This window comes from Salinibius halmophilus (genome assembly GCF_003577475.1).
Lineage (GTDB): Bacteria > Pseudomonadota > Gammaproteobacteria > Pseudomonadales > Natronospirillaceae > Salinibius > Salinibius halmophilus.
In genome coordinates this window covers 160,029-181,857 of the sequence record NZ_QPEP01000001.1, presented here as the reverse complement: position 1 = coordinate 181,857, position 21,829 = coordinate 160,029, and the positions used below count along the sequence as shown (strand labels likewise).

The following is a 21,829-nucleotide window of genomic DNA, read 5'->3' as shown; positions in this document are numbered from 1 at the left end:
GCCCGTATTCTGCCTACGCAATTGTGATTCTGCCAGTGATGATGGCTGTGGTATAGTTTTCTAGCGTTTTACACTATTACAGGGATTTATCATGCGCTTTGCATTGTTACCAATATCAGCGGCAATCTTGCTAAGTGGCTGTAATCAAGCCATTAAACCAGTTGAGCAGTTCCAAGAAGTACGAGTCACTGTATTGGTAACGCCTGAGGTAGACCCTAAGTTTATCGATAGTGATGGCGACGGTGTGCAGAATGCCCTCGACGACTTCCCATTTAATGGCAACGAAACGCTAGACTCGGATGGCGATGGACTGGGTAATAATGCCGATCAAGACGATGACAATGATGGTGTACTAGACGCTCAAGATCGTTTCCCCCTCAATGCCGATGAATGGGCCGATGCCGATAATGATGGCATTGCCGACAATCAAGATAGCGATGACGACAATGATGGCGTAGTCGATAGTCAGGATCGCTTCCCAAATAATGCCAGTGAATGGGCAGACAACGACAACGACGGTATTGGCAATAACGCCGATACTGATGACGATAACGACGGCGTTGACGATACGTTTGATGCGTTCCCTTTTAATGCAAGCGAATCGCTAGATACGGATGGTGATGGTATAGGCAACAAGCAGGATACGGACGATGACGGCGACGGCACCCTAGACTCAGAGGATTTATTACCGCTAAATGCTGCTAATGCAACGCCACCTGTATGGCAACTTAGCCTTTTGCCCGGCCAATTTGGTGGCACGGCGCGAATTGTTGAAGGGGCCAAAGCGAGCAACTTTCAGCTGGAAGACCTCAATCAAGATCGCCGCCCAGAGCTTATTGTCAGCGCTGATGCAGGTGGCAAGTTAGGCTGGTTTAACTTTGCCTCAGGCGCGTTTGAGTATTTTGCTCGCGCCGAGCGTAATAGCTCAACGCTTTTTGCAACCTCGCTCATGTCGCCCACCGAGCTTGGCCTTATTCTAGCCACAGGCACAGACATGACCTTGCTTGAGCAAGCAGGAAGTAGCTGGACACCCAACAATGTCTTTCAACAGTCATTTCCTTTTGCCTATATTCAGCCCTACACAGTCGTCAACAGCAGCAATGCATTTTTTGTAGGGCGCTATCAGTCAGGGGCGCAGCAGCTATTTCAATTGCGCGAGGTAATACCACCAGAGGGGGAGAGGGTTATTGTACCAAGTGCTATTGGCTCTTGGTCTTGCGCTAGCATCACAGCAAATCGCAACTTTGCCGTTGCTGACATAACGCTCAATGGCCTAGACAACATTGTTATGGCTTGCCCAAATAGTGATGTCATTCGTATCAGTGAACTGTCTTCTGATTTAAGCGAGTTGTTAACATTATATACCTTGCCGGTAAGTGCTTATAAACGTGCTGAACTGGAGTTAGCTAACCTTAATGCCGGCTCAGAGCCCGAAATTGTTGCGGTGTTGGATGATCGTTTGCTGCTTATTACCAACCAAGGCAACACCTTTACTAGTAACTTACTGGGGCGCGTGGCAGCCGTCACTGATATTTCAGTTCTTGATGTGAATCGCGACGGGCGCAAGGATATTGTTTTGGCTCACGAATCTGGCGGATTATCCTGGTTTGCTCAAAACGAGAACGGCGCGTTTTTGCCAAGCCAGCTAACCCTGCAAGCCAAGGCCAAAGCACTCGCCGCCTATGATGCGGATCAAGATGGATATGACGATTTGATCTATGCAACGCAGGAAGCCGGTGATGTGTTTGTGGCGTTCAACCAGCCAGACTTAACCGTCACCGTAAAAAATGGTGCCAGTAAAGTTGCCACCCTAGTGGCAGAAGATGCTGAACAAGGGGTTACCTACCGCCTAGTAAGCGGTGATGGGTTTGCTATCAATCGCCAAACGGGTGAGTTGAGTTTTGCAAGGCCCGCGGTACATTTTGCCAATGGCCAGAATAAATACTCGGCCATTGTTGAAGCGACCGACGGTGACTTTTCGATTTCACTGAGTATCGACGTCACCGTTGTCCCTTAAGCGCGCCTAGTGGTTTTGCTCCTGTTGGTGGAGCTACTAGCCATGCTTGATGACTATGACATCGCGCACAATGGATTCGCTCATACGATGGCCAGCACTAAACTCAAGCACTTGCATGCCAGCATCAGTAAAGGTTTTTTCTATAAAGGCGCGGCGTGGGTTATTGCGGTTAAAAGCAATAACCATAACGCCGTGTTTTTTTAGCACCGCTTGCCATGCCGGAATGGCTTGTTGAATCACTTCAATTGGGTTGCGGGTGTTGTCTTCTGTGGTGTGCTGTACCCCATAAGGAATGTCGCTAACAATCAGGTCGAACTTCTCCTTACTAAATAGCTCATTGGCTTTTCTGGCATCACCTGTTACCACTCGCAGGCTTGTTTCAGCTGCAGCAAAATCTAAAAACTTGCCTTGATTTTGCTTGTTAGGTTTACCAATAAACCCTTGGCTAAGCTTGTGTTTAACCTTGTGAAGCTTGGTCCACTTTTTGGTATTTCGCTGAATATCGTCTAGGGCCTTGGCATCCTGCTCAATGCCGCGCGCTTTTAAGCCATATCGCATTGCCCAAAACAAACTCGTTCCACGCCCCGCCATCGGGTCGAGCAAGCTGATTGTTTGATTTTGTGTTGGGATATGGGCAAGGCCTACATTAATGAGTAGTTGTGTCAGGCGCTCACTGGTTTTGCCGCGGTATTTACTACCAAATACAAAATCTTCATGTAGCAAAAAGCTGGCTTCATCAGCAACGGGTGTCAGTTGCTCCCTGTGCTCGGTAAACAAACCTTGAGCAAACGAGAGCTTAAGTAAGGTTTGCGGGTTAATCTCAGTGGCTTGACTGACTTGTAAGAACTCAAATGGTCCACGTTTTACCATCTGACATTCTGCGTCTGGGCATACTGCGGCAAATTCTTGCTCTACAACACTTTGATAGTCAGCGAAATAAGCTTGTTTGGCTTCTGGGGAAATTAAAATAAGACAGTGGTTCATTGGCGTGGCCGAGTTAATTATCTAAGCGATTAATCATAGCAGAACTCTTGTCAAAATAGATTCTTCAAATCGCCACTCAATTGAAACCGGTTTTTAATGCCTTTTCTTTTAACTGGTATATACCACTAAGGGAGGGGTTATGAAATACTATTTATTAGGTTTAACTGTGCTTGCCAGTGTTGCTACAGCAGCACCCTGGCAAGCTGACCGTATGTATCAAGCAGGTGACCAGGTCAGTGACTCTGGCGATGTTTTCCAGTGCAATGAATGGCCGGCGAGCCAATGGTGCCATTTGGCACCCTACCAACCTAAGCATGGAGCGTTTTGGCCACTGGCTTGGACCAAGCTTGATGAAACAATGAATCATACGAAGCACCCAGAGTTTATTCTGGGCGAAACACAGGCCGAGAACGGAGAGGTATACTTCTATCAAGAAAACTGCTGGCAAGCGCAGAATAACCCTGGAGTTTGGGAAACACCAAGCGAGGGTTGGTTCTGGCAGTCTGTCGCCTGTGTTAGTCAACCAACAGTGCCGATGATGGCGGTAAGCTTGGGTGATGAGCATTTTATTTGGCGCAATGATCAATCTGTTGCCCGCATTGATTTTGACTTCAATGTGGCGTCTTTGCTAACCGAAGAAATTCAAAATACGAAGTACTCAGGTCTATACCAATATGCTGGTTCACTAGCAGGCGCCTATCAAGTGAACCTGGATACGATTGGGGTGTTCTTAAACACCGATGAGTATTTGCAGTATTCAACGGCAAGCAAATCAGTGCTGCCCGGATTTCCGGTGCCAATGACTGACTACTTCGCTGGTATGCAGTCAGGGGTTGTAGGCATTATGCGTTGGCGCAACCATGACCGCATTTATGCGTTTTATGACAATGGCACCTACGACCGCATTACGCTTAGCCGTAAGCAAGTCGATGGTGGCTATCCTAAGCCTATTGAAGGCTATTGGCCGGGGCTGGGCGAGTTTGCTAATGACATCCAGGCGATCTCAACCGTACTGCCAGACTTCGCCGATGTTTTCATCTCAGATAACCGCGTTGTTCGCTATGATTTAGCAGCCGATAGAGTAATGCCCGGTTATCCGCAAACCCTACCAAGCCAGCTCGTTAACCTTCCTTACAATGATGCCTACGAGATTTTAGCCGGGGCGAACAACTCTGGCTGGATCAGTGCTGCTGGTTATGCTGGCTACAATACTTGGCAGTCGAATTTTGACAACGCTGCCAAGCTATCTGCGGCATTCGAGTTATCACCTACCACTCAAGGTTGGTTGTTAAACAATGGCACATATGCCGAAGTGAGTACCGAAACGGGTGAAATGTTACCTGGGTATCCCGTTGCTCAGTCTCAGGCGATTGCTGGCCTTAGCGATGCGCAGCAGGTGGTGGGCGCGTTAAAATGGAATGACAACAGAGTGCACCTGTTTTTGTCGGATGCTAGTTATGTGCGGGTGAACCTAGCTCAAATGAGCGTTGACTCAGGCTACCCGAAAGCAATTAGCAATGGCACCTGGCCAGGTTTGGCGGACTATGCCTCGTCCATTCAAGCGGTGTTGAACCATGGTTATGAGTTTGCCGATATTTTACTCACCGACAACAGAGTAGTGCGCTACAGCATAGAGCAAGACAAAGTGGTGCGTGGACCTTTGCCACTCGGATGTGTAAGTGATTATCTTGGCTTGGTGCCAGACGCTAGCTGTGAACTGTCGTTTATTGCTAACCCTTATTTACAAGCGCCTAGCCATAACAGCATGACCGTGATGTTTGAAATGCAACCTGTTGGCGCACAAGTGCAGTATTGGCGGGAAGGGGAAGCTAAAAAAACAGTACCCGCACAGGTTGCCAGTGATGACCCACTCGGCTTGGTACACGAAGCAAAACTAGACAACCTAGATTCAAATACTAGCTACCAATACCAAATTGTGGCCAATGGGCAAGTATCTGCAACCTACCGATTGCATACCTATCCGGCCACTACCACACAACGCAGCGAAGGTAAGTTTATTGCTGTGTCGGATGTGCAAAATGGCAATGTGAATGTGCTTGCCGATATCGTGCAGGGCATCATAGATACGGAATGTGAAGGCATTGCCGAAAACTGTGCGCAAGCGTTAGCGGGCATCATTATGGCGGGTGATATTACCCAAACCGGTGGCAATAGGAGTCATTGGCGAGACCATGTGTTTGCGCGCATTAAGGCAATCTCCCCATATGTGCCACTGATTCCCGTAACTGGTAATCATGATTATTACTCGGATGGCGAGCTAGTTAACTATCGCAGCTATTTTGCCCCACCGAGCAATAACGACCCACAGTTTGAGGAACATTGGTACCAGCTAGACTATTTAGATTTTCGCTTCATCGGTCTCGATAGCTACCCAATCTCTGGTTTAAACGGCCGCTTTAATCGAGCAACGCTCGCCACACAGCAAGACTGGCTGTTGCAAACTCTGAATGATTCGCTGGACAAAACTTTCGTTGTGGCGGCGTTTCATCACCCATGTTTATCTGAAATGTGGCTAAAAGGTGAGTCGATTGCATTGTGTGAAGCAGTAAAAACGTTAGAAAACTTTAGTGCTCAAACTGGTATCACCACAGGCCATGTATTCGGTCATACCCATAGTTATTCACGTGGTCAATCTCGTGACGTGGCTCACTTATGGCTCAATGCCGCCAGTGTTTCTGGCAGCTTGGAGCCACTGAATGACCAAGCCTATTTAAACCGTGAGGTGTTTGACTACGACACCATTGCCGTATCGAACAATCACTACGGTTACAGCACGCTGGCATTCGACTTCGCACAAGGCACAATGACTAGTGTGCGCCGCGACTTCGATCGCCAAGCTGGTGAGTTTCCACTCACTGATCAAGTTCGTTTTGCTCAAAACAACGCCCCAGCAACGCCCAAGGCAAACTCTGCGGTTGAGCAAAGAATCGATCAACTTGAGCTCAGTGTTGCTGGCAGTGAGTCGGCTTATGAGTTGCATTGGCAATTGAGCAAAAACGCTGATTTTAGTGGCGAGGTGTTTGATCTTTGGGGCAACTCGACACGCACCGAGAACTGGCAGTATCAGCAAGATGCAAGTCTAATAGACGGGGAGCGAGCTTATGGTCATCAACCGATTAACAAACAAGCCGAGCAAGATATCAGTAAGCTAAATCTGACTCAATTGCTAGCCGAGCGTGGTCAAGCAGTGGGAGGAGATGAGCAGTTCTATTGGCAAAAGTTATACACTGGGCAAGCAACCCATAGTTCACAGTTAAACCAATATGCCCAGACACATCGCCCAAGCTTAACCATTCAACCAGGCGATACGTGGTTTTGGCGAGCCCGAGCACGTTCACAGGATATGGTTTGGAGCCAGTGGACGCCGGTTAGTCAGCTAAAGGTTGCGGGGCAGGCTGGTAATGAGCTGTTAAACGACAATCAATGGCAAGTAACCGATGGGGTGATGCAAAAGATCGCTGTGCCAACAGCGGCATTATTTGCACCGGCGGCGAATGCGATGATTTGGGCAGGCCATGGACACGGTGGCAGCACAGCCGCTGGCAGTGTCGACCGTATGGAGCAAACCGTATCGGTGAACCCGGGCGATCAGTTAGTGTTTAAGGTTGCTATGACTACTTGGGAAAACCGTGATCAGCCTTATGCAACAGTCGTTGCCATCATGGCAGATGGCAGCGAACAAGAACTGACCAGATTAACGACAAGGTACGCAAGAACCTGGGATCTCAGGCAAGTGGTGTTTAGCGTGCCAGTAGGTGCGCAGGAGGTAGAAGTTGTGATGGGTGGCAAGCGCAATGCCGGCTCAGATAACGATATCTACTTTGACCAGGTGTCGCTCAGAAAAGTTCAGTACTAACTAGATAGGGGGGCATTGCTTGCAGTGCCACCCGCTATTTATCTGAGCTCAAGGCCGCTACAGCCGCGGCAACCCTTTTTTAAAGCGCATTTCGGCTAGGTTGTCGTGGCGATTGCGGTCTTGCTGGCCATCAAAGCTAAAACCATGATGTTGCAGAAACTCAATACCTGCTTGGTTTTTCTGAAAGGTCCACATCAGTACATTGAAGCAAGCGTCATCCGACAGCTCAGTTAGGGTGCGGGTTAATAGCATGCTAGCAATGCCTTGACGATATTGGCTCGGATGCACATGAATCGATTTAATGGTTGCCGTGCTGTCATCACGCTCAAAATGACAGAACCCCTGCAAAGCCCCATGGTTCATCGCCAGCAAAAGTTTGCCTTGGCTGGTGGCAATAACATTCTGCCAATATTTGCTGTACTCGTGCTCTTTCATCGCAGCTAGGGTTGCTGCGGGCACTAAGCTTGCGTAGGCCGTGCGCCATGAATGAATGTGTAGCTCGGCTATGCTGTCAATGTCAGCTAGCGTGGCTTGGCGAATAAACATGAAAATCACCAGTATAATCGTTGAGAGACCCCAACGATTATACAAACAATTCATTGCACCGCTATGGCATTGCTTACCAGCCTTTTACCACGCCGTTGTTAAACAACTCGTTGGCTTTCGCCAGAACTTCATCGGTTTGATACGCTTTAACAAACTGAGTTAAGCGCGGGTCGTCGGCATTGTCGGCGCGCGCTACAATCAAGTTTACGTATGGAGAGTCTGCGTCTTCAACGAATAGCCCATGGTCATTTGGGTTAAGGTCAACTTGAGCAGCATAGGTATTGTTAATAATGGCAATGGCGACGTCCGCGAGTGCGCGTGGCAGTTGTGGTGCTTCTAGTTCAACAATTTCTAGGTTCTTTGGGTTGTTAACAATATCCAGCACAGTTGCCTCTAAGCCAGCGCCGTCTGCTAGGGTAATTAACCCTTGCGCTTGCAATAGAATTAAAGCCCGACCTAGGTTAGTTGGGTCGTTAGGCACGGCAATTTTAGCGCCATCGGCAAGCTCATTTAGTGCTTCGATGGTCTGTGAGTAACCAGCAATTGGGTAAACCAAAGTATTGCCAATCACCTCAAAATCGTAGCCGCGGTCAGCAACTTGCGCATCTAAATACGGGCGATGCTGGAAGGCATTGGCATCAATCGAGCCTTCGTCGAGGGCTGAGTTGGGTGTCACGTAATCATTAAATTCAATTAACTCAACACTAAGACCATACTCACGCTCGGCGACCTGTGCGGCAACTTCGGCTACTTGCGCTTCAGCGCCTGCCATAACACCAAGTTTTAGGGTGCTGTTGTCACTTTGTCCACAACCAGTAAGCAGGGTGGCAATGGCTGTAGCGGCAATGAATAACTTTTTCATTTTCTACTCCTATCTATGATTTACGCGGCGAACTAGGGCGTCGCCAATGCTTTGAATTAGTTGCACAAAGGCCACCAGCATCACTATGGTAATCAGCATGACTGTGCCATCGAAGCGTTGATAGCCATAACGAATGCCAACATCACCTAAACCACCACCGCCTACGGCACCGGCCATGGCTGAATAGCTGACCAGTGTTACCAAGGTGATGGTAATGGCGTTAATCAGCCCTGGCAGTGCTTCGGGTAGCTGTACTTTAAGGATGATTTGCTGTGGCGTTGCCCCCATAGCTTTCGCCGCCTCGGTTAACCCTGATGGCACTTCCATCAAGGCACCCTCGAACAAGCGTGCGATAAATGGCACCGCCGCCACAGCTAGTGGCACGATGGCCGCCGCCGTGCCAATGGAGCTACCCACTAGCCAACGGGTGAAGGGAATAATGGCCACAAGCAAAATGATAAAAGGCACCGAGCGCCCGGCATTCACAATGGCCCCAATGATTTGATTCAGGCGTTTATGCTCATACATGCCACCAGCTTGGGTTTCGCGCAGCAATACTGCAAGTGGTAGGCCAAAAATAACCGCCACTAAACCCGAGACAAATACCATCAAAATGGTTTCCCACGATGATTCAAGCAATAAGCCAATTAAGCGTTCGTTCTCGTTAATCCAGTTAAACACGACCAAGTACCTCTACTTTTGCCCCGTTGATGGCAGCACAAATCACTTCAGGCTGTTCGCCTTTGAGGGCGGCAATCACGTGTCCAAAACACGCACCGTCCACATAATCCAAGTCGGATTGGTACAGCCTTACTGCCACTTGGTGCTCAGCGGCAAGCTGATAAAGCTGCTCGGTATCGTGAGCACTACCAGAAAATGTGATTCGTACAGCCAAGGCCTCACCGTTGTCACTTAGTTCACTGGCCAGTGCCTTGGGTAGCTCGTCATGTTGTGTGGCGGCAATAAAGCGCTTGGCTTGTGCGGTTTTCGGCTTGGCAAAAATACTGCCAACGGTTCCGGCTTCCACTAACTCACCGGCATCAATAATGGCAACATCGGTGCAGATCTGCTTAACCACTTGCATCTCATGGGTAATCAGCAAAATCGTAATGCCAAGCTGTTGGTTGATATCTGCGAGCAAGTCGAGGATTTGTTTGGTTGTAGCAGGGTCGAGCGCCGACGTTGCTTCGTCGCACAGCAACACCTGAGGTTTTGGCGCCAGTGCTCGAGCAATGGCAACTCGCTGTTTTTGGCCACCCGACAATTGCGCTGGATAAGCCTGTTCACGGCCAACTAAGCCAACTAATGCAATGAGCTCATTGACTCGCTGCTTTATGTACTTCGGTGGGTGTCCAGCCAACTCGAGTGGTAAGGCGATGTTGTCGAAAACATTGCGATTACTGAGCAAGTTAAAATGCTGAAAGATCATGCCAATGTGCTGGCGGGCTTTGTTAAGTGCCGAGCGATTAAGCTCAGTAAGGGTTTGCCCTGCTACGACAACAGACCCGCTAGTCGGTGCTTCAAGCATGTTAACGCAGCGAATCAGTGTGCTTTTGCCTGCACCCGATGCACCGATTACACCGTAGATTCGACCCTTAGGCACGCAGAGGTTGATGTTTTTGAGCGCATACACAGCTTGCTCGCCATCGCCAAACGTTTTGCTTACAGATTTGAGCTCTATCATGGTGGGTCCACAAATCGACTAGGTGGCGCGATGATAGAGTGCACTCGCAAGGCTTGCAAAGGCTATATCAAAATATTTTGATATAGCCTGTTTAGTTAGCTGTACGAAATTTTTAGTTTAGTTATTTATATATGCAATGATGCTTTAGTGCCTAGCTTAAAGTATAAAACAACCACTGACTGGATTTGGTCGGTAGTGCTTCATACACTGCTTGAGCGGTACTATTGTCTGGCGCGGTGACCCATTGCAGGCGGGCTGCACCTTGGTCGATCGCATAATCGCGACAATGTTGGATGAGTTGTTTGGCAATCCCTAAACCACGCGCATCGGGTGCGGTGTACAGGTCGTTCATCACGGCTACTTTGCTGGTGATGGTGCTGTTAAAACTAAAATAAACGGTTGCGAACGCTACCAGCTGGTGGTTGTGGCGAAAGCCAAATAAGCAGCCAGTTGGTTTTCCTTCGCCAAACTGATTTAAGAAAGTCCGATTCTTGTCGTCGTTTATATCGCTAACTCGATAAAACTCCTGATACTGGCGAAATAATGGCAGAACGGCCTCTAAATTTCCTTCGTTTATTGGCTCAATCATGCTCGACCTCCCTTGGTCTTTTATAACAAAGGGCTAAGCCTAACATTGCGGTACAGAGATAAGAAGTCAATGCCATTAACTTAAGCTTTATCCAAAGTGGTCGCGGTGCTCGATAAGAGACCGTCACCCGCAGGGAGCGGGTGTCGAGGCTACAGGGACGTACTTGTGCCGTGTCGATTATCGAGTTCCACGACCGCTCCAAATGCTTAAGTTAATGGCATTGGATAAGAAGATAATAATTAAGCGGTAGGCCAGTCGATGTTAGGCAAGCATTCAAAACCCGGTTTGGCGAATAAATAACCTTGCATCAAGTCGACCCCTAGTGCCTTTAGCCACTCGAACTCATCCACAGTTTCAATGCCCTCGGCCAGTACGGTAATGCCAAGGTCTGTCATCATGTTGCAGGTATGGCGAACAATAATCTGTTTGGTGGCATTGCTGTCAATGTCGCGAACCAGCGCCATATCTAGCTTTACGATGTCAGTTTTGAGCTGCGCCAACATGTTTAGGCCAGAATAACCAGCGCCAAAATCATCAATGGCCGTGGTGAAACCACGCTCGTGGTAATAGTCAACGATATATTTAATGTGCTTGATGCTATTCAGCGCTTCCGATTCGGTAAGCTCAAACATAATTTGATTAAGTGGAAAATCGTGGTCTTCGGCGGCCTGAACGGTTGTATGAATGCAGCTTGCAGGTTGATAAACCGCTCTAGGCAGAAAGTTAATGCTAACTTTCTCAGTGATGCCAAGCTGACTGGCGAGCTCAATGGCTTTCACCCGGCAATTTTGGTCAAAGCGATAACGATTTTCTTCGTTAACTTGTGCAAGAACATGGCCCGCGCCTTCTTGGTTAGGCCCCCGCACTAGCGCCTCGTAGGCAAATACCGAGCGGTTAGACACCCTAACAATGGGTTGAAATGCCATGGTGAATGCAAAATCAAGTTCGGGGACAGACTGGCAATGCTTGCAGGACATAAAAAGGCTCATCAAACAGTTTCTTTGATAAGCCTAGATGCTAGTAAGGGCGCAAGCAATATTTGTTATGGGCTTACGATTAACCCCGTGGCAATGGTAACAAGAGCAAATGACTTCCATTCGTTCTGCGAACGCTCTTTAAGTAGTGCAGTAGCATGACGAGCATCGTTTGCTTCGATCGGGTCGCCAACAAGCTTAAAGCCTTGATCCATTAGCTGGCGCTTCTCTTCTTCGGCGGTCGCGTCAGTTAGTTTTATATGGGTGACCACTGATTCATCGGTGAGGAACTGATACATGGGTTGTCCTTATTTAGTGCATGCACGATTTACTATCCATATTACTGTTAACGAATCAATAAAAAGGGGGCCTAAGCCCCCGAGTTGTTAATTTAGGTCAAAGCGATCCAAGTTCATCACCTTCACCCAGGCTTTGATAAAGTCGTCAACAAACTTTCGCTCGCTATCGGCTTCAGCATAGACTTCAGCAATGGCTCTAAGCTGTGAGTTCGAACCAAATACTAGGTCCACGCGAGTTGCGGTCCAGCGGCGTTCACCGGTTTTACGATCAACACCTTCAAACTCAGTGTTATCACTATCCAGTGGTTTCCACTCGGTTGCCATATCTAACAAGTTAGTGAAGAAGTCTGGCGATAGCGTGCCTTTACGCTTCGTCAGTACCCCATGATCACTATCGCCAACGTTGGCGCCAATTGCCCGCAAGCCACCAATAAGCACGGTCATTTCTGGGGCAGTCAGGGTTAATAACTGAGCTCTATCGAGCAGCATTTCCTCGCCCGTTACTGCATACTTGGCTTTCTGGAAATTGCGGAAACCGTCTGCTTTGGGCTCCAGAGGCTCAAACGAGTCGACATCAGTTTGCGCTTGTGTCGCATCCACTCGGCCTTGGCTAAATGGCACGACCACATCATGGCCAGCAAGGTGAGCGGCGCGCTCAACACCAACACTGCCACCTAGCACAATCAAGTCGGCCATCGACACATTTTTACCTGTGGCTTCTTTGAATGCCTTTTGGATGTCTTCGTATTTACCTAGTACTGCCGACAGTTCAGTTGGCTCGTTCACTGCCCAGTCTTTTTGCGGCGCTAGGCGAATGCGCGCACCATTAGCACCGCCGCGGAAGTCAGAGCCGCGGAAGGTAGAAGCACTTGCCCATGCGGTTTTAACCAGTTCAGCATTAGTGAAACTGTGGTCTTTAATGTGCTCTTTAAGCGTTGCAATATCACTGTCGGTTAACTTATCCATCGTCGCAGGCAAGGGGTCTTGCCACGCTAGGTCTTCGGCTGGTACCTCAGGGCCTAAGTAGCGTGATTTTGGCCCCATATCGCGGTGAGTTAGCTTGAACCAAGCTTTCGCAAAGGCTTCGGCGAACTCTTCTGGATGCTCCATAAAGCGGCGAGAGATTTTCTCGTATGCCGGGTCAAAGCGCAGCGACAGGTCGGTTGTTAACATGGTTGGCTTATGCTTTTTCGCTGGGTCATGGGCATCGGGAATGATTTCATCAGCATCTTTAGCCACCCATTGATGCGCCCCTGCTGGGCTTTTCTCTAGTGTCCACTCATACTTAAACAGCAGCTCAAGGTAATCATTGCTCCATTGCGCTGGGGTGCGTGTCCAAGTAACTTCTAAGCCACTTGAAATGGTATCGCCACCTTTACCTGACTTGTAGGTGCTGTGCCAGCCAAACCCTTGTTGTGCGATATCAGCCGCTTCGGGTTCCGCCCCAACATGGGCTGCATCACCTGCGCCATGGGTTTTACCGAACGTGTGCCCGCCAGCAATTAAAGCCACAGTTTCTTCATCGTTCATTGCCATGCGAGCAAAAGTCTCGCGAATATCAACAGCCGCTTTTAATGGATCTGGATCTCCATTTGGGCCTTCTGGGTTCACATAGATTAAGCCCATTTGCACCGCTGCTAGTGGGTTTTCAAGATCGCGCTCAGATGTGTATCGCTTATCATCAAGCCACTCTTGCTCGGTACCCCAATAAATATCTTTCTCTGGCTCCCAAATATCTGGGCGCCCGCCAGCAAAACCATAGGTTTTAAAGCCCATTGATTCGAGTGCAACATTACCCGTTAAAATCAGCAGGTCGGCCCAAGAAATCTTCTTGCCGTACTTTTGCTTGATCGGCCATAGTAGGCGGCGCGCTTTGTCTAGGTTCACGTTATCCGGCCAACTGTTTAACGGCGCAAAACGCTGTGCACCCGTACCACCGCCGCCACGACCATCGGTCACACGATAGGTACCTGCCGCATGCCAAGACATACGAATGAAGAACGGACCATAATGGCCAAAGTCTGCCGGCCACCAGTCTTGTGAGTCGGTCATTAAGGCATGCAAATCTGCCTTGAGCGCCTCGTAGTCGAGCGTTTTAAACGCTTCGCGATAGTCAAAGTCTTCGTCGAGTGGATTAGATTTATTGGAATGCTGGTGTAGAATGTCCAGCTTCAATTGATTTGGCCACCAATCCTGATTATTGGTTCCGCCGCCTGCTACATGATGAAAAGGACACTTGCTCTCGTTGCTCATAGTGGTTTCCTCCTGCCACCGATGACTGGGTACCTATATGTTTAGACCCAGAGACTGTTTACCGCCAATTGAGTTTGTTGCCATTAGTTATTTAAAAAATAAATGGTGGTGGGAAATAATGAATGAGCGGAGTAGGTTGTACAGCGCGTATAGCGCTGGGCAACGGGTCGGGCTTCGCAAAACCGGGAGTCTAGTTTCAGATGTTTCCCGAAGCTTCGCTTCGAAAAACCTACGCCGGTTGATGAGTGTTGGGCGTGGGTTGTATAGCGCTTTGGACTGCGCAAAACCGGGATTTGGCGCCTATCGGCTTACGGGGCAATGCGTCCATGCGGTGGCTCCCAGCCAGGCTACGCAAAATCGGGGTTTGGCGCCTATCGGCTTACGGGGTGATGCGTCCGTGCGGGGGCTCCCAGCCAGGCCATCCATGGCCTGTCGTTCAACCCTGAAAACGCATGCGTTTTCTGCCTTCGGCACCGGGTTTCACCCCTTAACCCCGCCGTCGCTTAGGCCTGCTACGAGGAATTTCTGAGCGTAGAGAAAGACGATGGTGATGGGTAGGCCGGACAATATTGCCGCAGCAGCGAAGTCGCCCCAGCGGTAGTTGTTTTCTTGTAAGTACTGGCGGGCGCCAATCGCTAACGTCATTTGGTCAGTTTCGCGCAACAGTACTGAAGCAACAGGATACTCGCCGATCATAAATATGAACGCGAGGACAAACACCACAGCCAAAATTGGCAATGACAGCGGAAGGAAAATGTAGCGGAAAGTTTGCCATGGGCTAGCGCCATCTATCGCAGCGGCTTTATCAAGGGCTGGGTCAATGGAGTCGAAATACCCCTTAATCGTCCAAACGTGCAAGGTAATGCCGCTTATGTAGGCCAGCACTAAAGAAACATGGCTATCAATCCCTAATAGGGGGGACACCTCACCTAGGGCATCAAAAATTGCGTAAATGGCAACCACGGCCAATGATGCAGGAAACATCTGGATAATTAGCAGTGAGTCGAGCAGGGCGCCGCGTCCTCTAAATTTCATACGTGCGAACGCATAAGCTGCCGTTGTTGATAATAGCAATATGCCTGCCGAAGCAATTGTCGACACCTTGATTGAGTTCCATAGCCATAGCAGTACGGGGAATGGTGGTTCGATTATGGTGCCATCGGCACGGGTATAGTCGAAACCAAAAGCCAATATCCAATGTTCTAGTGTCGGCCGGTCAGGAATTAAGCCACCGGTGGCGAAGTTTCCCTCACGCAGTGAAATCGACAACACCATAAAAAATGGGAATAAAATAAGCGCCAGAAATAATAATAGAAAACCATGCGCTAAGATTTTCTTTATCCACAGGTTGTGGCGGTGTTCTACCATCATCGTCCTGTCCCCTTAGCATTTGCCGCTTTGCTTAAAGCAATAAAGTTAACGTAGGCAATGACTGCCACCACAATAAAGATCAAGCTGGTCACCGCACCGGCCAAACCAAAGTTCTGACCAGAATCCAAAAACGAAATTCGATAGGTAAACGACCCAAGCAAATCGGTGTAACCTGCTTGAATGGTGGTGCCTGGAATATCTGGCAGGCCGCTGGTTAGCAATAAAATCAGTACAATGTTATTAAAGTTAAAAGCAAAGTTGGCAATTAATAACGGTGCAAAGGGTGGCAACAGTTGCGGCAAGGTAATGGTAAAGAATGTGCGCACTGGGCTTGCACCTTCAAGTGCTGCTGCCTTGTAATGATCCTGAGGTATCGATTGCAAATAGCCCATTGCCAGCAACATCATATACGGATAGCCAAGCCAGGTATTTACGATCAGTGTCATGGCTCTTGCAAGCGTTGGGTCGGTAAACCACGCCGGTTTAATGCCAAAGATGGAGCTCAAGATAAAGTTGATTTCGCCGAAGTTCTGGTTAAAAAGCCCCCGAAACACCAAAATCGAGATAAACGCTGGTACTGCGTAAGGCAGAATTAACATTACCCGATAAATAGCTTTGCCCCTTAGGTGCTCCCACTGCAGCACCATTGCTAATACAAGGCCTACGGCAAAAGTGAATAACATAGATAGGAACGCAAATGTCATGGTCCAAATAAAAATCGTGACCATGGGCGCACGAATGCTCTCTGAGCCTAATACTCTAGCGAAGTTTGCCCAGCCAACATGAACTTTCCAACCGGGGGCAATTTGCTCGCCCGATTCAAACTCATAAAAGCCCGTTTCGTGATTGGCAATTAATAACTCACCAGTGCTACGGTTGCGAAGGGTATTGTCATCAACTTGCTCATAAACCGGTGTAATCGGCGCAAATGAGCGCAAGCCACTAGCGCGTAATACGCCATCGGGCGTGTCGATCGAAACCTCTTGCAGGAGTGAACGGTTTTGTACAACATCCCGAACCGACAAAAGATTCTCTGGTGTTTCTGCTGAAGAGGTTGCAAGCGGCTCGCTATGGCCCGTCATAAACGGTTCACTAAGCAGTGATTGATCGGGTAGCCAGATTTGAAACCCTTGTTCACTGCGCACTAGATTAAATGCTTGCTCATTATCTTGATCAACTTCGCGCAGAGCCAAGTGGTATTTGGTCGCGCTGTCAAAGTCGAGAAGGTTGCGGCCACCATAGTTGGTAAAGCCTAAGTAGCTGGTGTACAGCACGGGTACCAATATAAATATCAGTACCGCTAAAATTCCGGGGAAGACAAATCTTTGGGTATATAACTTGGGGCTGGCAAAGATGACGGCCGCGCTTAACGAAATGGCTAGCACAATTAGGCCAATGCCTTGCTCGCCTGCTGTCATTAAAATCCAAGCCATGTAAAGCGTGAGTACAACAAATGTGACCAATGCGGCCCAATAGAAGATGGTTTTTCCTATTGCGGGTTGCGTGGCGACTGTCATATGGAGCATCCCTAAAGTAGAGCGTGAAGGGCTCGCTAGGTAGGCCAATGGCCATACCTAGCTGCCCTAAATTGTTATTATTCAGCCAAAATTCGTTTGGCTGCGTCGTCTAACGCTTCTTGTGGCATTTGGCGGCCACTAGTGATGTTTTGCAGTGCTGGTTCCATTGCTGACCAGAACTTGCCCATTGCAGGAATACCTGGCATTGGCACACCGTTCTGCGCGTTGGCCAAAGTGGCAGCAATATTAGGGTCTTGCGTTACCACATCCGAGAACGACTTGTCGGCCGCCGCACCAATTGGGCTGGCTGCATTCATTTTGGCTAGGCCTTCATCGGTTAGCAGGTAGTTTTCGAGGAACTCTTTGGCAATGTCTTTATTTGGCGTGGCCGCGTTGATCGCAGCTGAATAAACGCCAACGAATGGTGCGGCAGGCTGACCATCAACACTTGGTAGTGGCGCAACACCAAAGTCGATGCCCGACTGTTGCAACTGACCCCACGCCCAAGGACCATTGATTACCATGGCAACCTCACCCTTGTTCATCGCTGCATCCATTACGCCGTAATCTACCCCCGCAGGCATGATGCCAACGTTGATTAGGTTGCGCAGAAGTTCGGCACCAGCGACCGAACCTGAGTTATTTACCCCAGTATCTGTTGGGTCGTAGTTGCCAGCAGCGTCTTTCTTAAACGCATAACCGCCGCTGGCCATCATCAGTGGGAAGGTAAAGTAGGTGTTGTTATAGTCCCAAAGAATTGGTGCCACACCATCTGGCAGGTCTAAGTCAACCAAATCAGAGAAAGCTTTTGGCGGGGTGTCAATGTAAGCTTTGTTGTAGATCAAACCAACCGCTTCGAACGAAATTGGATAACCCCAGTATTTACCGTCTTGGCTAACAGCATTCCAACCCGTATCAAAAATGCCCTCCATCACTGCACGCGATGGCTCAACTGGTGCAATGAGGCCACTTGCAGCCCATTCGCCTAAGCGGTCGTGTGGCCAGAATACAATGTCTGGGCCATCACCGGTTGCGGCAGCTTGCTGGAATTTATCAGTAATTGGCTCTGGGTGTTCAATAACAACCTCAATACCTAGGTCGTTAAAGAACTGCTCACCAACGGCTTTAATGCCATCGATACCCTTATCTGGTGCAATCCAGAGTACCAGCTTGTCATCGTCAAACGCCATTGCATTACCAGCAAGCATGGCACTAGCGGTGATAATCGCGGCGGTTATTGTTTTTTTGCTTTGCATAGTTGCATCTCCAATCGATCACGAAAGTACGACTGGCACGCTTATTTACTATGTGTCAGTCTGACTTTTCGACACTGTGGTCTTTGCTCAGAATAGGCCAAAGTTGGCAGAGTGCTAATTTTGACCAGTGGTTTTTTATGTCGTAACCAAAAGCGTAGACTATAGTTATTAAACCGGTTTAAATTTTTGTCGCTTGCGACGTTTTAGGGCTGTTATGGCAAGATTACAGGACATTGCAGATCGACTGGGGCTGTCGAAAGCGACAGTGAGTCGAGCACTGAATGATTACCCAGAGGTGGGCGCTTCTACTCGGGCCAGAGTCAAAGCGGTAGCGCAAGAGCTAGGCTACTTACCAAACTTGAGTGCCCAGCGCTTGGCGACTGGACAAACGGGGTTGATCGCCATGGTGCTGCACAGTGAGGACGGTGAAGTACTCGATCTAAATCACTCCAAGGTCATGCTCCAGTTAACTGATCACTTGCAAGTTAGTAAGCTCGATTTGGTATTTCGAATGTCGGCACATGGCGACAGCTTAGAGCTCTATCAGCGGTTGGCCCGCCGTGGCGTAGTGGATGCGATGATTGTTAGTGCACCGCGCCCGAATGATCGGCGAATTGCTTACCTAAAAGAAAATGGTCTGCCGTTTGTTGTCTATGGCTGCGATAGAAAGTCACCCGACTATGCTTTTTATGATGTCGACAACGAAGGCGGTTTTTACCAGGCAGCCAATGCTCTAATCGACGCTGGACATCAACGAATAGCCATATTAAATGGCCCCGAGCGCTTATATTTTGCCCGTCAACGAAGTAATGGCTTTTTAAATGCATGTAGCGAAAAAAGTCTGTTTATTCCCGAGTGTTTTGTGTCATTTGGCGCGCTGACCGATGCGTCGGGTTATAAACAAACCAAACAAATGTTCTTACAACAACAATACTCACCGCCTTCTGCTTTGCTATGTGCCTCTACTTTACAAGCTTATGGTGCTTACCGAGCACTTGCTGAGCTAGGTTTTATTGTTGGCCAGGATGTTGCCGTGGTTGCTCACGATGACGTGTTGCCACAATGGCAAGCAGAGCAATTTCATCCACCACTCAGTGTGGTGCAGTCCGACTTAACACTTGCCGCTCAGCCGTTGGCGGAAATGGTTGTAAAAGTGTTGAAAGGCGAAAATCCGTCTACGCTGCAACATATTGAACAAGTTCAACTCATTTTGCGTGAATCCTTTTGCCATGCAACAAACAATAAGGAAAAAGGCTGGTCATGACTGCTCAAGCGATACAACAACCCAGCGCTATTTTGCGCATTGATCACTTAAAGAAAACCTTTGGTACTACAAAGGTACTCGAGGATATTAATATTGATATGCCACCGGGCGGCTTTTTAGTGTTGGTGGGGCCATCGGGATGTGGCAAGTCCACCTTGTTGAACTGTATTGCGGGCCTTGAAGAAACTAGTGCGGGGCATATTCATATCGATGGGCGTGAAGTGACTGAACTACCGCCACGCGAGCGCGATATTGCCATGGTTTTCCAGAGCTACGCCTTGTACCCAACCATGACGGTGCGCGAAAACATAGCATTTGGCATGAAGGTTCGCCGAATTGCTAAAGACGTGCAAACCGAAAAGGTCGACAAAGTTGCCAAGCTGTTAAAAATTGAGCAATTGCTTCACCGTAAGCCCTCGCAGCTCAGTGGTGGTCAGCGGCAACGGGTAGCCATGGGGCGCGCATTAGTCCGCGATCCCGCCTTGTTTTTATTTGATGAGCCGTTGTCGAACTTAGATGCAAAGCTGCGGGTTGAAATGCGCGCAGAAATTAAACAACTGCATGAAAAAACCGGTGCCTCGTTTGTTTACGTGACACACGACCAAGTTGAAGCCATGACCATGGGCTCGCAAATCGCCGTATTAAACAATGGCTATTTGCAGCAACTCGGCACACCAGACGAGATCTACAACAAGCCTGCTAATATCTTTGTTGCTAGTTTTATGGGCTCACCGCCGATGAATATTCTGTCGGCTACTTACGGCAAGGATGAGCAAGGTTGTTATGTGGAAGTCAACACGGGTGCACCGCATAAGCTTTATAGTGCGCATTTTGCCTCAGCTAACCTGTTGCCGAATACACCGGTTAAGCTAGGCATTCGCCCAGAAGCATTCGAGGAGGTCGAGGCGGCACAAGCCACGTTATCGCTCAACTTGAAGCTGGTTGAAATTACCGGCGCCGATACTTATGCGGTATTAGACTTTGGTGACGAAAAAGCGACTGCCCGCCTAGGAGTGCCTTTTGCCCATAGTGCTGGCGACACTATTCACCTGCACATAGACCCAAAACAAATGATGTTATTTGATGCCGAAAGTGAGCAGCGTTTAACGAGCTAACAGCATGTCAATATGGGGAATCCCATCTTCAAGGTAGGGCTCCCCTTGGCTTTTAAACCCAAGAGAATGGTAAAAACGGGTTAAGTAACTTTGAGCGCTAATCTTAATCGATCGGGTAGGGTAAAGCTGCTCAATGCAATATGTCATTAATTGGCGAGCCCTGCCTTCACCTCTGCGTTGGCTAAGCACACGGCCAATGCAAAGAAAACCATCTTGCTCATACACACGCGCGTACGCCGCTAACTCATGGTTGTGCCAATCGCATACATGTAATGCCTGCCAGTCGATTGCATCGATATCTCGATAGACACAGTTCTGCTCGACGACGAAAATGTCGATTCTAGCTTGCATTATGTGCAGCAGTTGCTCGGCGGTTAGCTCGCTAAGTCGGTAGGCGGATAGGGCCAAAGTTGCTCCACTGTCGGTTCTGAACGCTGGGCTAAATACTCTTCGATTGCCGCATCTACGTCAATGCCCGCTACTTCTAAGCCTTGATTGCCAAATAGCCGGTTGAACTCAAACAAGTATGGATGCTCGCCGACCATGGCGATATCAAAACCAGCGTGGTCGATGCCAAAATGACGGGCAACGCGCTCTGCCAGAGCAAGCGCTTGCTCAGATACTTCACCCGTTATGATCTCACCGCCTTGCGAGATATTATTGTGAAAGCCATGCTCACTTGCTTTGCGCCAATAACCACCTAAAGCTTTGTCGCCGATCACAATGATTCTAAGGTCGCGATCGATCGGCAATAACTCTTGCACATACAGCACATCATGTTTCGCACAGTAATCGTCGAACTCAGACCGGTTGTTAATTTTGAACACCCCATAGCCCATGCTGGCTTTTGCTGTTTTGGCGACAAAGGGATACATCATGACATCTAGAATCTCTTCAATCGCACTTGCCGTGTTTGGTCTAATTAGCGTAAGCGGCACGTGGGCAGGGAAGAAGGTTTCAAATGCGCGCGTTTGCTGCACTTTATCGTGCCCTAAAAAGTAGGAAGCAGGCGATGGAAAAACCTTCTTTTTGGTGCCATATATCAATGTTGGTAGCTGCCAATATTCGGGGAACAACAGCCATTCAGCTGCATCAATTCTATCAAGCTCAGTTTGAAAACTTTCTGGTTTAATTGCCGTCACGCCAGACAGCTTCAGCGTTCGCAGAGCGTTAAAACTCACTTTTTTCATGGTATACCATCACGCAAAGGCAAGCAGGTGG

18 protein-coding genes are annotated in these 21,829 nt (G+C 48.8%); 4 read left to right on the top strand and 14 right to left on the bottom strand.

The window, feature by feature from the left end; translation table 11 throughout:
- Window positions 1-91 precede the first annotated feature (91 nt).
- Entirely contained in the window at window positions 92-2,017 is a 1,926-nt protein-coding gene (locus tag DUW71_RS00740) for a cadherin repeat domain-containing protein (protein WP_119393319.1), read from the top strand.
- 36 nt (window positions 2,018-2,053) lie between these two features.
- Here DUW71_RS00740 and DUW71_RS00735 read toward each other — a convergent pair whose 3' ends face one another.
- Complete coding sequence (locus DUW71_RS00735; RefSeq protein WP_119393318.1) at window positions 2,054-3,001, bottom strand: TRM11 family SAM-dependent methyltransferase; 948 nt, start codon at window positions 2,999-3,001, stop codon at window positions 2,054-2,056.
- A gap of 139 nt (window positions 3,002-3,140) precedes the next feature.
- On the opposite strand from DUW71_RS00735, the gene DUW71_RS00730 reads away from it, so the two are divergent.
- The gene (locus DUW71_RS00730; RefSeq protein WP_119393317.1) at window positions 3,141-6,878 is read left to right on the top strand and encodes a metallophosphoesterase; all 3,738 of its coding nucleotides are present in this window, start codon (window positions 3,141-3,143) and stop codon (window positions 6,876-6,878) included.
- A 57-nt stretch (window positions 6,879-6,935) separates the two neighbouring features.
- On the opposite strand, the gene DUW71_RS00725 is transcribed toward DUW71_RS00730, so the two are convergent.
- The 11 genes from DUW71_RS00725 to malE form a co-directional block, all read right to left on the bottom strand.
- Window positions 6,936-7,424 carry a GNAT family N-acetyltransferase gene (locus tag DUW71_RS00725; RefSeq protein ID WP_158583812.1) on the bottom strand — a complete coding sequence of 163 codons (489 nt, stop codon included), beginning with the start codon at window positions 7,422-7,424 and terminating at the stop codon, window positions 6,936-6,938.
- Between the two features lie 73 nt (window positions 7,425-7,497).
- Window positions 7,498-8,286, bottom strand: coding sequence for a methionine ABC transporter substrate-binding lipoprotein MetQ (gene metQ, locus DUW71_RS00720; RefSeq protein WP_119393315.1), 789 nt, complete (start codon window positions 8,284-8,286; stop codon window positions 7,498-7,500).
- A gap of 9 nt (window positions 8,287-8,295) precedes the next feature.
- Window positions 8,296-8,967 carry a methionine ABC transporter permease gene (locus DUW71_RS00715; protein WP_267896634.1) on the bottom strand — a complete coding sequence of 224 codons (672 nt, stop codon included), beginning with the start codon at window positions 8,965-8,967 and terminating at the stop codon, window positions 8,296-8,298.
- Window positions 8,960-9,970 carry a methionine ABC transporter ATP-binding protein gene (locus DUW71_RS00710; RefSeq protein WP_119393313.1) on the bottom strand — a complete coding sequence of 337 codons (1,011 nt, stop codon included), beginning with the start codon at window positions 9,968-9,970 and terminating at the stop codon, window positions 8,960-8,962. The genes DUW71_RS00715 and DUW71_RS00710 overlap by 8 nt, the downstream gene beginning before the upstream one ends.
- Before the next feature lie 151 nt (window positions 9,971-10,121).
- The gene (locus DUW71_RS00705; RefSeq protein WP_119393312.1) at window positions 10,122-10,559 is read right to left on the bottom strand and encodes a GNAT family N-acetyltransferase; all 438 of its coding nucleotides are present in this window, start codon (window positions 10,557-10,559) and stop codon (window positions 10,122-10,124) included.
- A 239-nt stretch (window positions 10,560-10,798) separates the two neighbouring features.
- Window positions 10,799-11,485, bottom strand: a complete 687-nt coding sequence (locus DUW71_RS00700) for an EAL domain-containing protein (RefSeq protein WP_233545991.1) — start codon at window positions 11,483-11,485, stop codon at window positions 10,799-10,801.
- 116 nt (window positions 11,486-11,601) lie between these two features.
- The gene (locus DUW71_RS00695; protein WP_119393310.1) at window positions 11,602-11,832 is read right to left on the bottom strand and encodes a hypothetical protein; all 231 of its coding nucleotides are present in this window, start codon (window positions 11,830-11,832) and stop codon (window positions 11,602-11,604) included.
- A gap of 87 nt (window positions 11,833-11,919) precedes the next feature.
- The gene (gene katG / locus DUW71_RS00690; protein WP_119393309.1) at window positions 11,920-14,085 is read right to left on the bottom strand and encodes a catalase/peroxidase HPI; all 2,166 of its coding nucleotides are present in this window, start codon (window positions 14,083-14,085) and stop codon (window positions 11,920-11,922) included.
- A gap of 480 nt (window positions 14,086-14,565) precedes the next feature.
- The gene (malG, locus tag DUW71_RS00685; protein WP_119393308.1) at window positions 14,566-15,456 is read right to left on the bottom strand and encodes a maltose ABC transporter permease MalG; all 891 of its coding nucleotides are present in this window, start codon (window positions 15,454-15,456) and stop codon (window positions 14,566-14,568) included.
- Complete coding sequence (gene malF / locus DUW71_RS00680) at window positions 15,453-16,973, bottom strand: maltose ABC transporter permease MalF (RefSeq protein WP_119393307.1); 1,521 nt, start codon at window positions 16,971-16,973, stop codon at window positions 15,453-15,455. The genes malG and malF overlap by 4 nt, the downstream gene beginning before the upstream one ends.
- A gap of 77 nt (window positions 16,974-17,050) precedes the next feature.
- Window positions 17,051-18,229, bottom strand: a complete 1,179-nt coding sequence (gene malE, locus DUW71_RS00675) for a maltose/maltodextrin ABC transporter substrate-binding protein MalE (RefSeq protein WP_119393306.1) — start codon at window positions 18,227-18,229, stop codon at window positions 17,051-17,053.
- Between the two features lie 214 nt (window positions 18,230-18,443).
- Between malE and DUW71_RS00670 the strand changes: the two genes are divergently transcribed.
- A complete protein-coding gene (locus DUW71_RS00670) occupies window positions 18,444-19,493 on the top strand; it encodes a substrate-binding domain-containing protein (RefSeq protein ID WP_119393305.1) in 1,050 nt (349 codons plus the stop codon).
- The gene (locus tag DUW71_RS00665) at window positions 19,490-20,608 is read left to right on the top strand and encodes an ABC transporter ATP-binding protein (RefSeq protein ID WP_119393304.1); all 1,119 of its coding nucleotides are present in this window, start codon (window positions 19,490-19,492) and stop codon (window positions 20,606-20,608) included. Before DUW71_RS00670 ends, DUW71_RS00665 begins: the two co-directional genes overlap by 4 nt.
- Here DUW71_RS00665 and DUW71_RS00660 read toward each other — a convergent pair.
- Window positions 20,597-21,016, bottom strand: coding sequence for a GNAT family N-acetyltransferase (locus DUW71_RS00660; protein ID WP_233545989.1), 420 nt, complete (start codon window positions 21,014-21,016; stop codon window positions 20,597-20,599). The two genes, DUW71_RS00665 and DUW71_RS00660, sit on opposite strands and share 12 nt — an antisense overlap.
- The gene (locus DUW71_RS00655; RefSeq protein WP_119393303.1) at window positions 20,983-21,798 is read right to left on the bottom strand and encodes an ATP-grasp domain-containing protein; all 816 of its coding nucleotides are present in this window, start codon (window positions 21,796-21,798) and stop codon (window positions 20,983-20,985) included. Before DUW71_RS00655 ends, DUW71_RS00660 begins: the two co-directional genes overlap by 34 nt.
- Window positions 21,799-21,829: the final 31 nt, after the last annotated feature.

What these genes read in the sequence shown, in the direction of transcription:
- DUW71_RS00725 (WP_158583812.1), bottom strand. Translation starts at nt 7,424, where the DNA reads ATGTTTATTCGCCAAGCCACGCTAGCTGACATTGACAGCATAGCCGAG.
- katG (WP_119393309.1), bottom strand. Translation starts at nt 14,085, where the DNA reads ATGAGCAACGAGAGCAAGTGTCCTTTTCATCATGTAGCAGGCGGCGGA.
- malG (WP_119393308.1), bottom strand. Translation starts at nt 15,456, where the DNA reads ATGATGGTAGAACACCGCCACAACCTGTGGATAAAGAAAATCTTAGCG.
- DUW71_RS00695 (WP_119393310.1), bottom strand. Translation starts at nt 11,832, where the DNA reads ATGTATCAGTTCCTCACCGATGAATCAGTGGTCACCCATATAAAACTA.
- metQ (WP_119393315.1), bottom strand. Translation starts at nt 8,286, where the DNA reads ATGAAAAAGTTATTCATTGCCGCTACAGCCATTGCCACCCTGCTTACT.
- DUW71_RS00655 (WP_119393303.1), bottom strand. Translation starts at nt 21,798, where the DNA reads ATGAAAAAAGTGAGTTTTAACGCTCTGCGAACGCTGAAGCTGTCTGGC.
- DUW71_RS00705 (WP_119393312.1), bottom strand. Translation starts at nt 10,559, where the DNA reads ATGATTGAGCCAATAAACGAAGGAAATTTAGAGGCCGTTCTGCCATTA.
- DUW71_RS00740 (WP_119393319.1), top strand. Translation starts at nt 92, where the DNA reads ATGCGCTTTGCATTGTTACCAATATCAGCGGCAATCTTGCTAAGTGGC.
- DUW71_RS00730 (WP_119393317.1), top strand. Translation starts at nt 3,141, where the DNA reads ATGAAATACTATTTATTAGGTTTAACTGTGCTTGCCAGTGTTGCTACA.
- DUW71_RS00700 (WP_233545991.1), bottom strand. Translation starts at nt 11,485, where the DNA reads ATGGCATTTCAACCCATTGTTAGGGTGTCTAACCGCTCGGTATTTGCC.
- DUW71_RS00710 (WP_119393313.1), bottom strand. Translation starts at nt 9,970, where the DNA reads ATGATAGAGCTCAAATCTGTAAGCAAAACGTTTGGCGATGGCGAGCAA.
- DUW71_RS00665 (WP_119393304.1), top strand. Translation starts at nt 19,490, where the DNA reads ATGACTGCTCAAGCGATACAACAACCCAGCGCTATTTTGCGCATTGAT.
- malE (WP_119393306.1), bottom strand. Translation starts at nt 18,229, where the DNA reads ATGCAAAGCAAAAAAACAATAACCGCCGCGATTATCACCGCTAGTGCC.
- malF (WP_119393307.1), bottom strand. Translation starts at nt 16,973, where the DNA reads ATGACAGTCGCCACGCAACCCGCAATAGGAAAAACCATCTTCTATTGG.
- DUW71_RS00735 (WP_119393318.1), bottom strand. Translation starts at nt 3,001, where the DNA reads ATGAACCACTGTCTTATTTTAATTTCCCCAGAAGCCAAACAAGCTTAT.
- DUW71_RS00670 (WP_119393305.1), top strand. Translation starts at nt 18,444, where the DNA reads ATGGCAAGATTACAGGACATTGCAGATCGACTGGGGCTGTCGAAAGCG.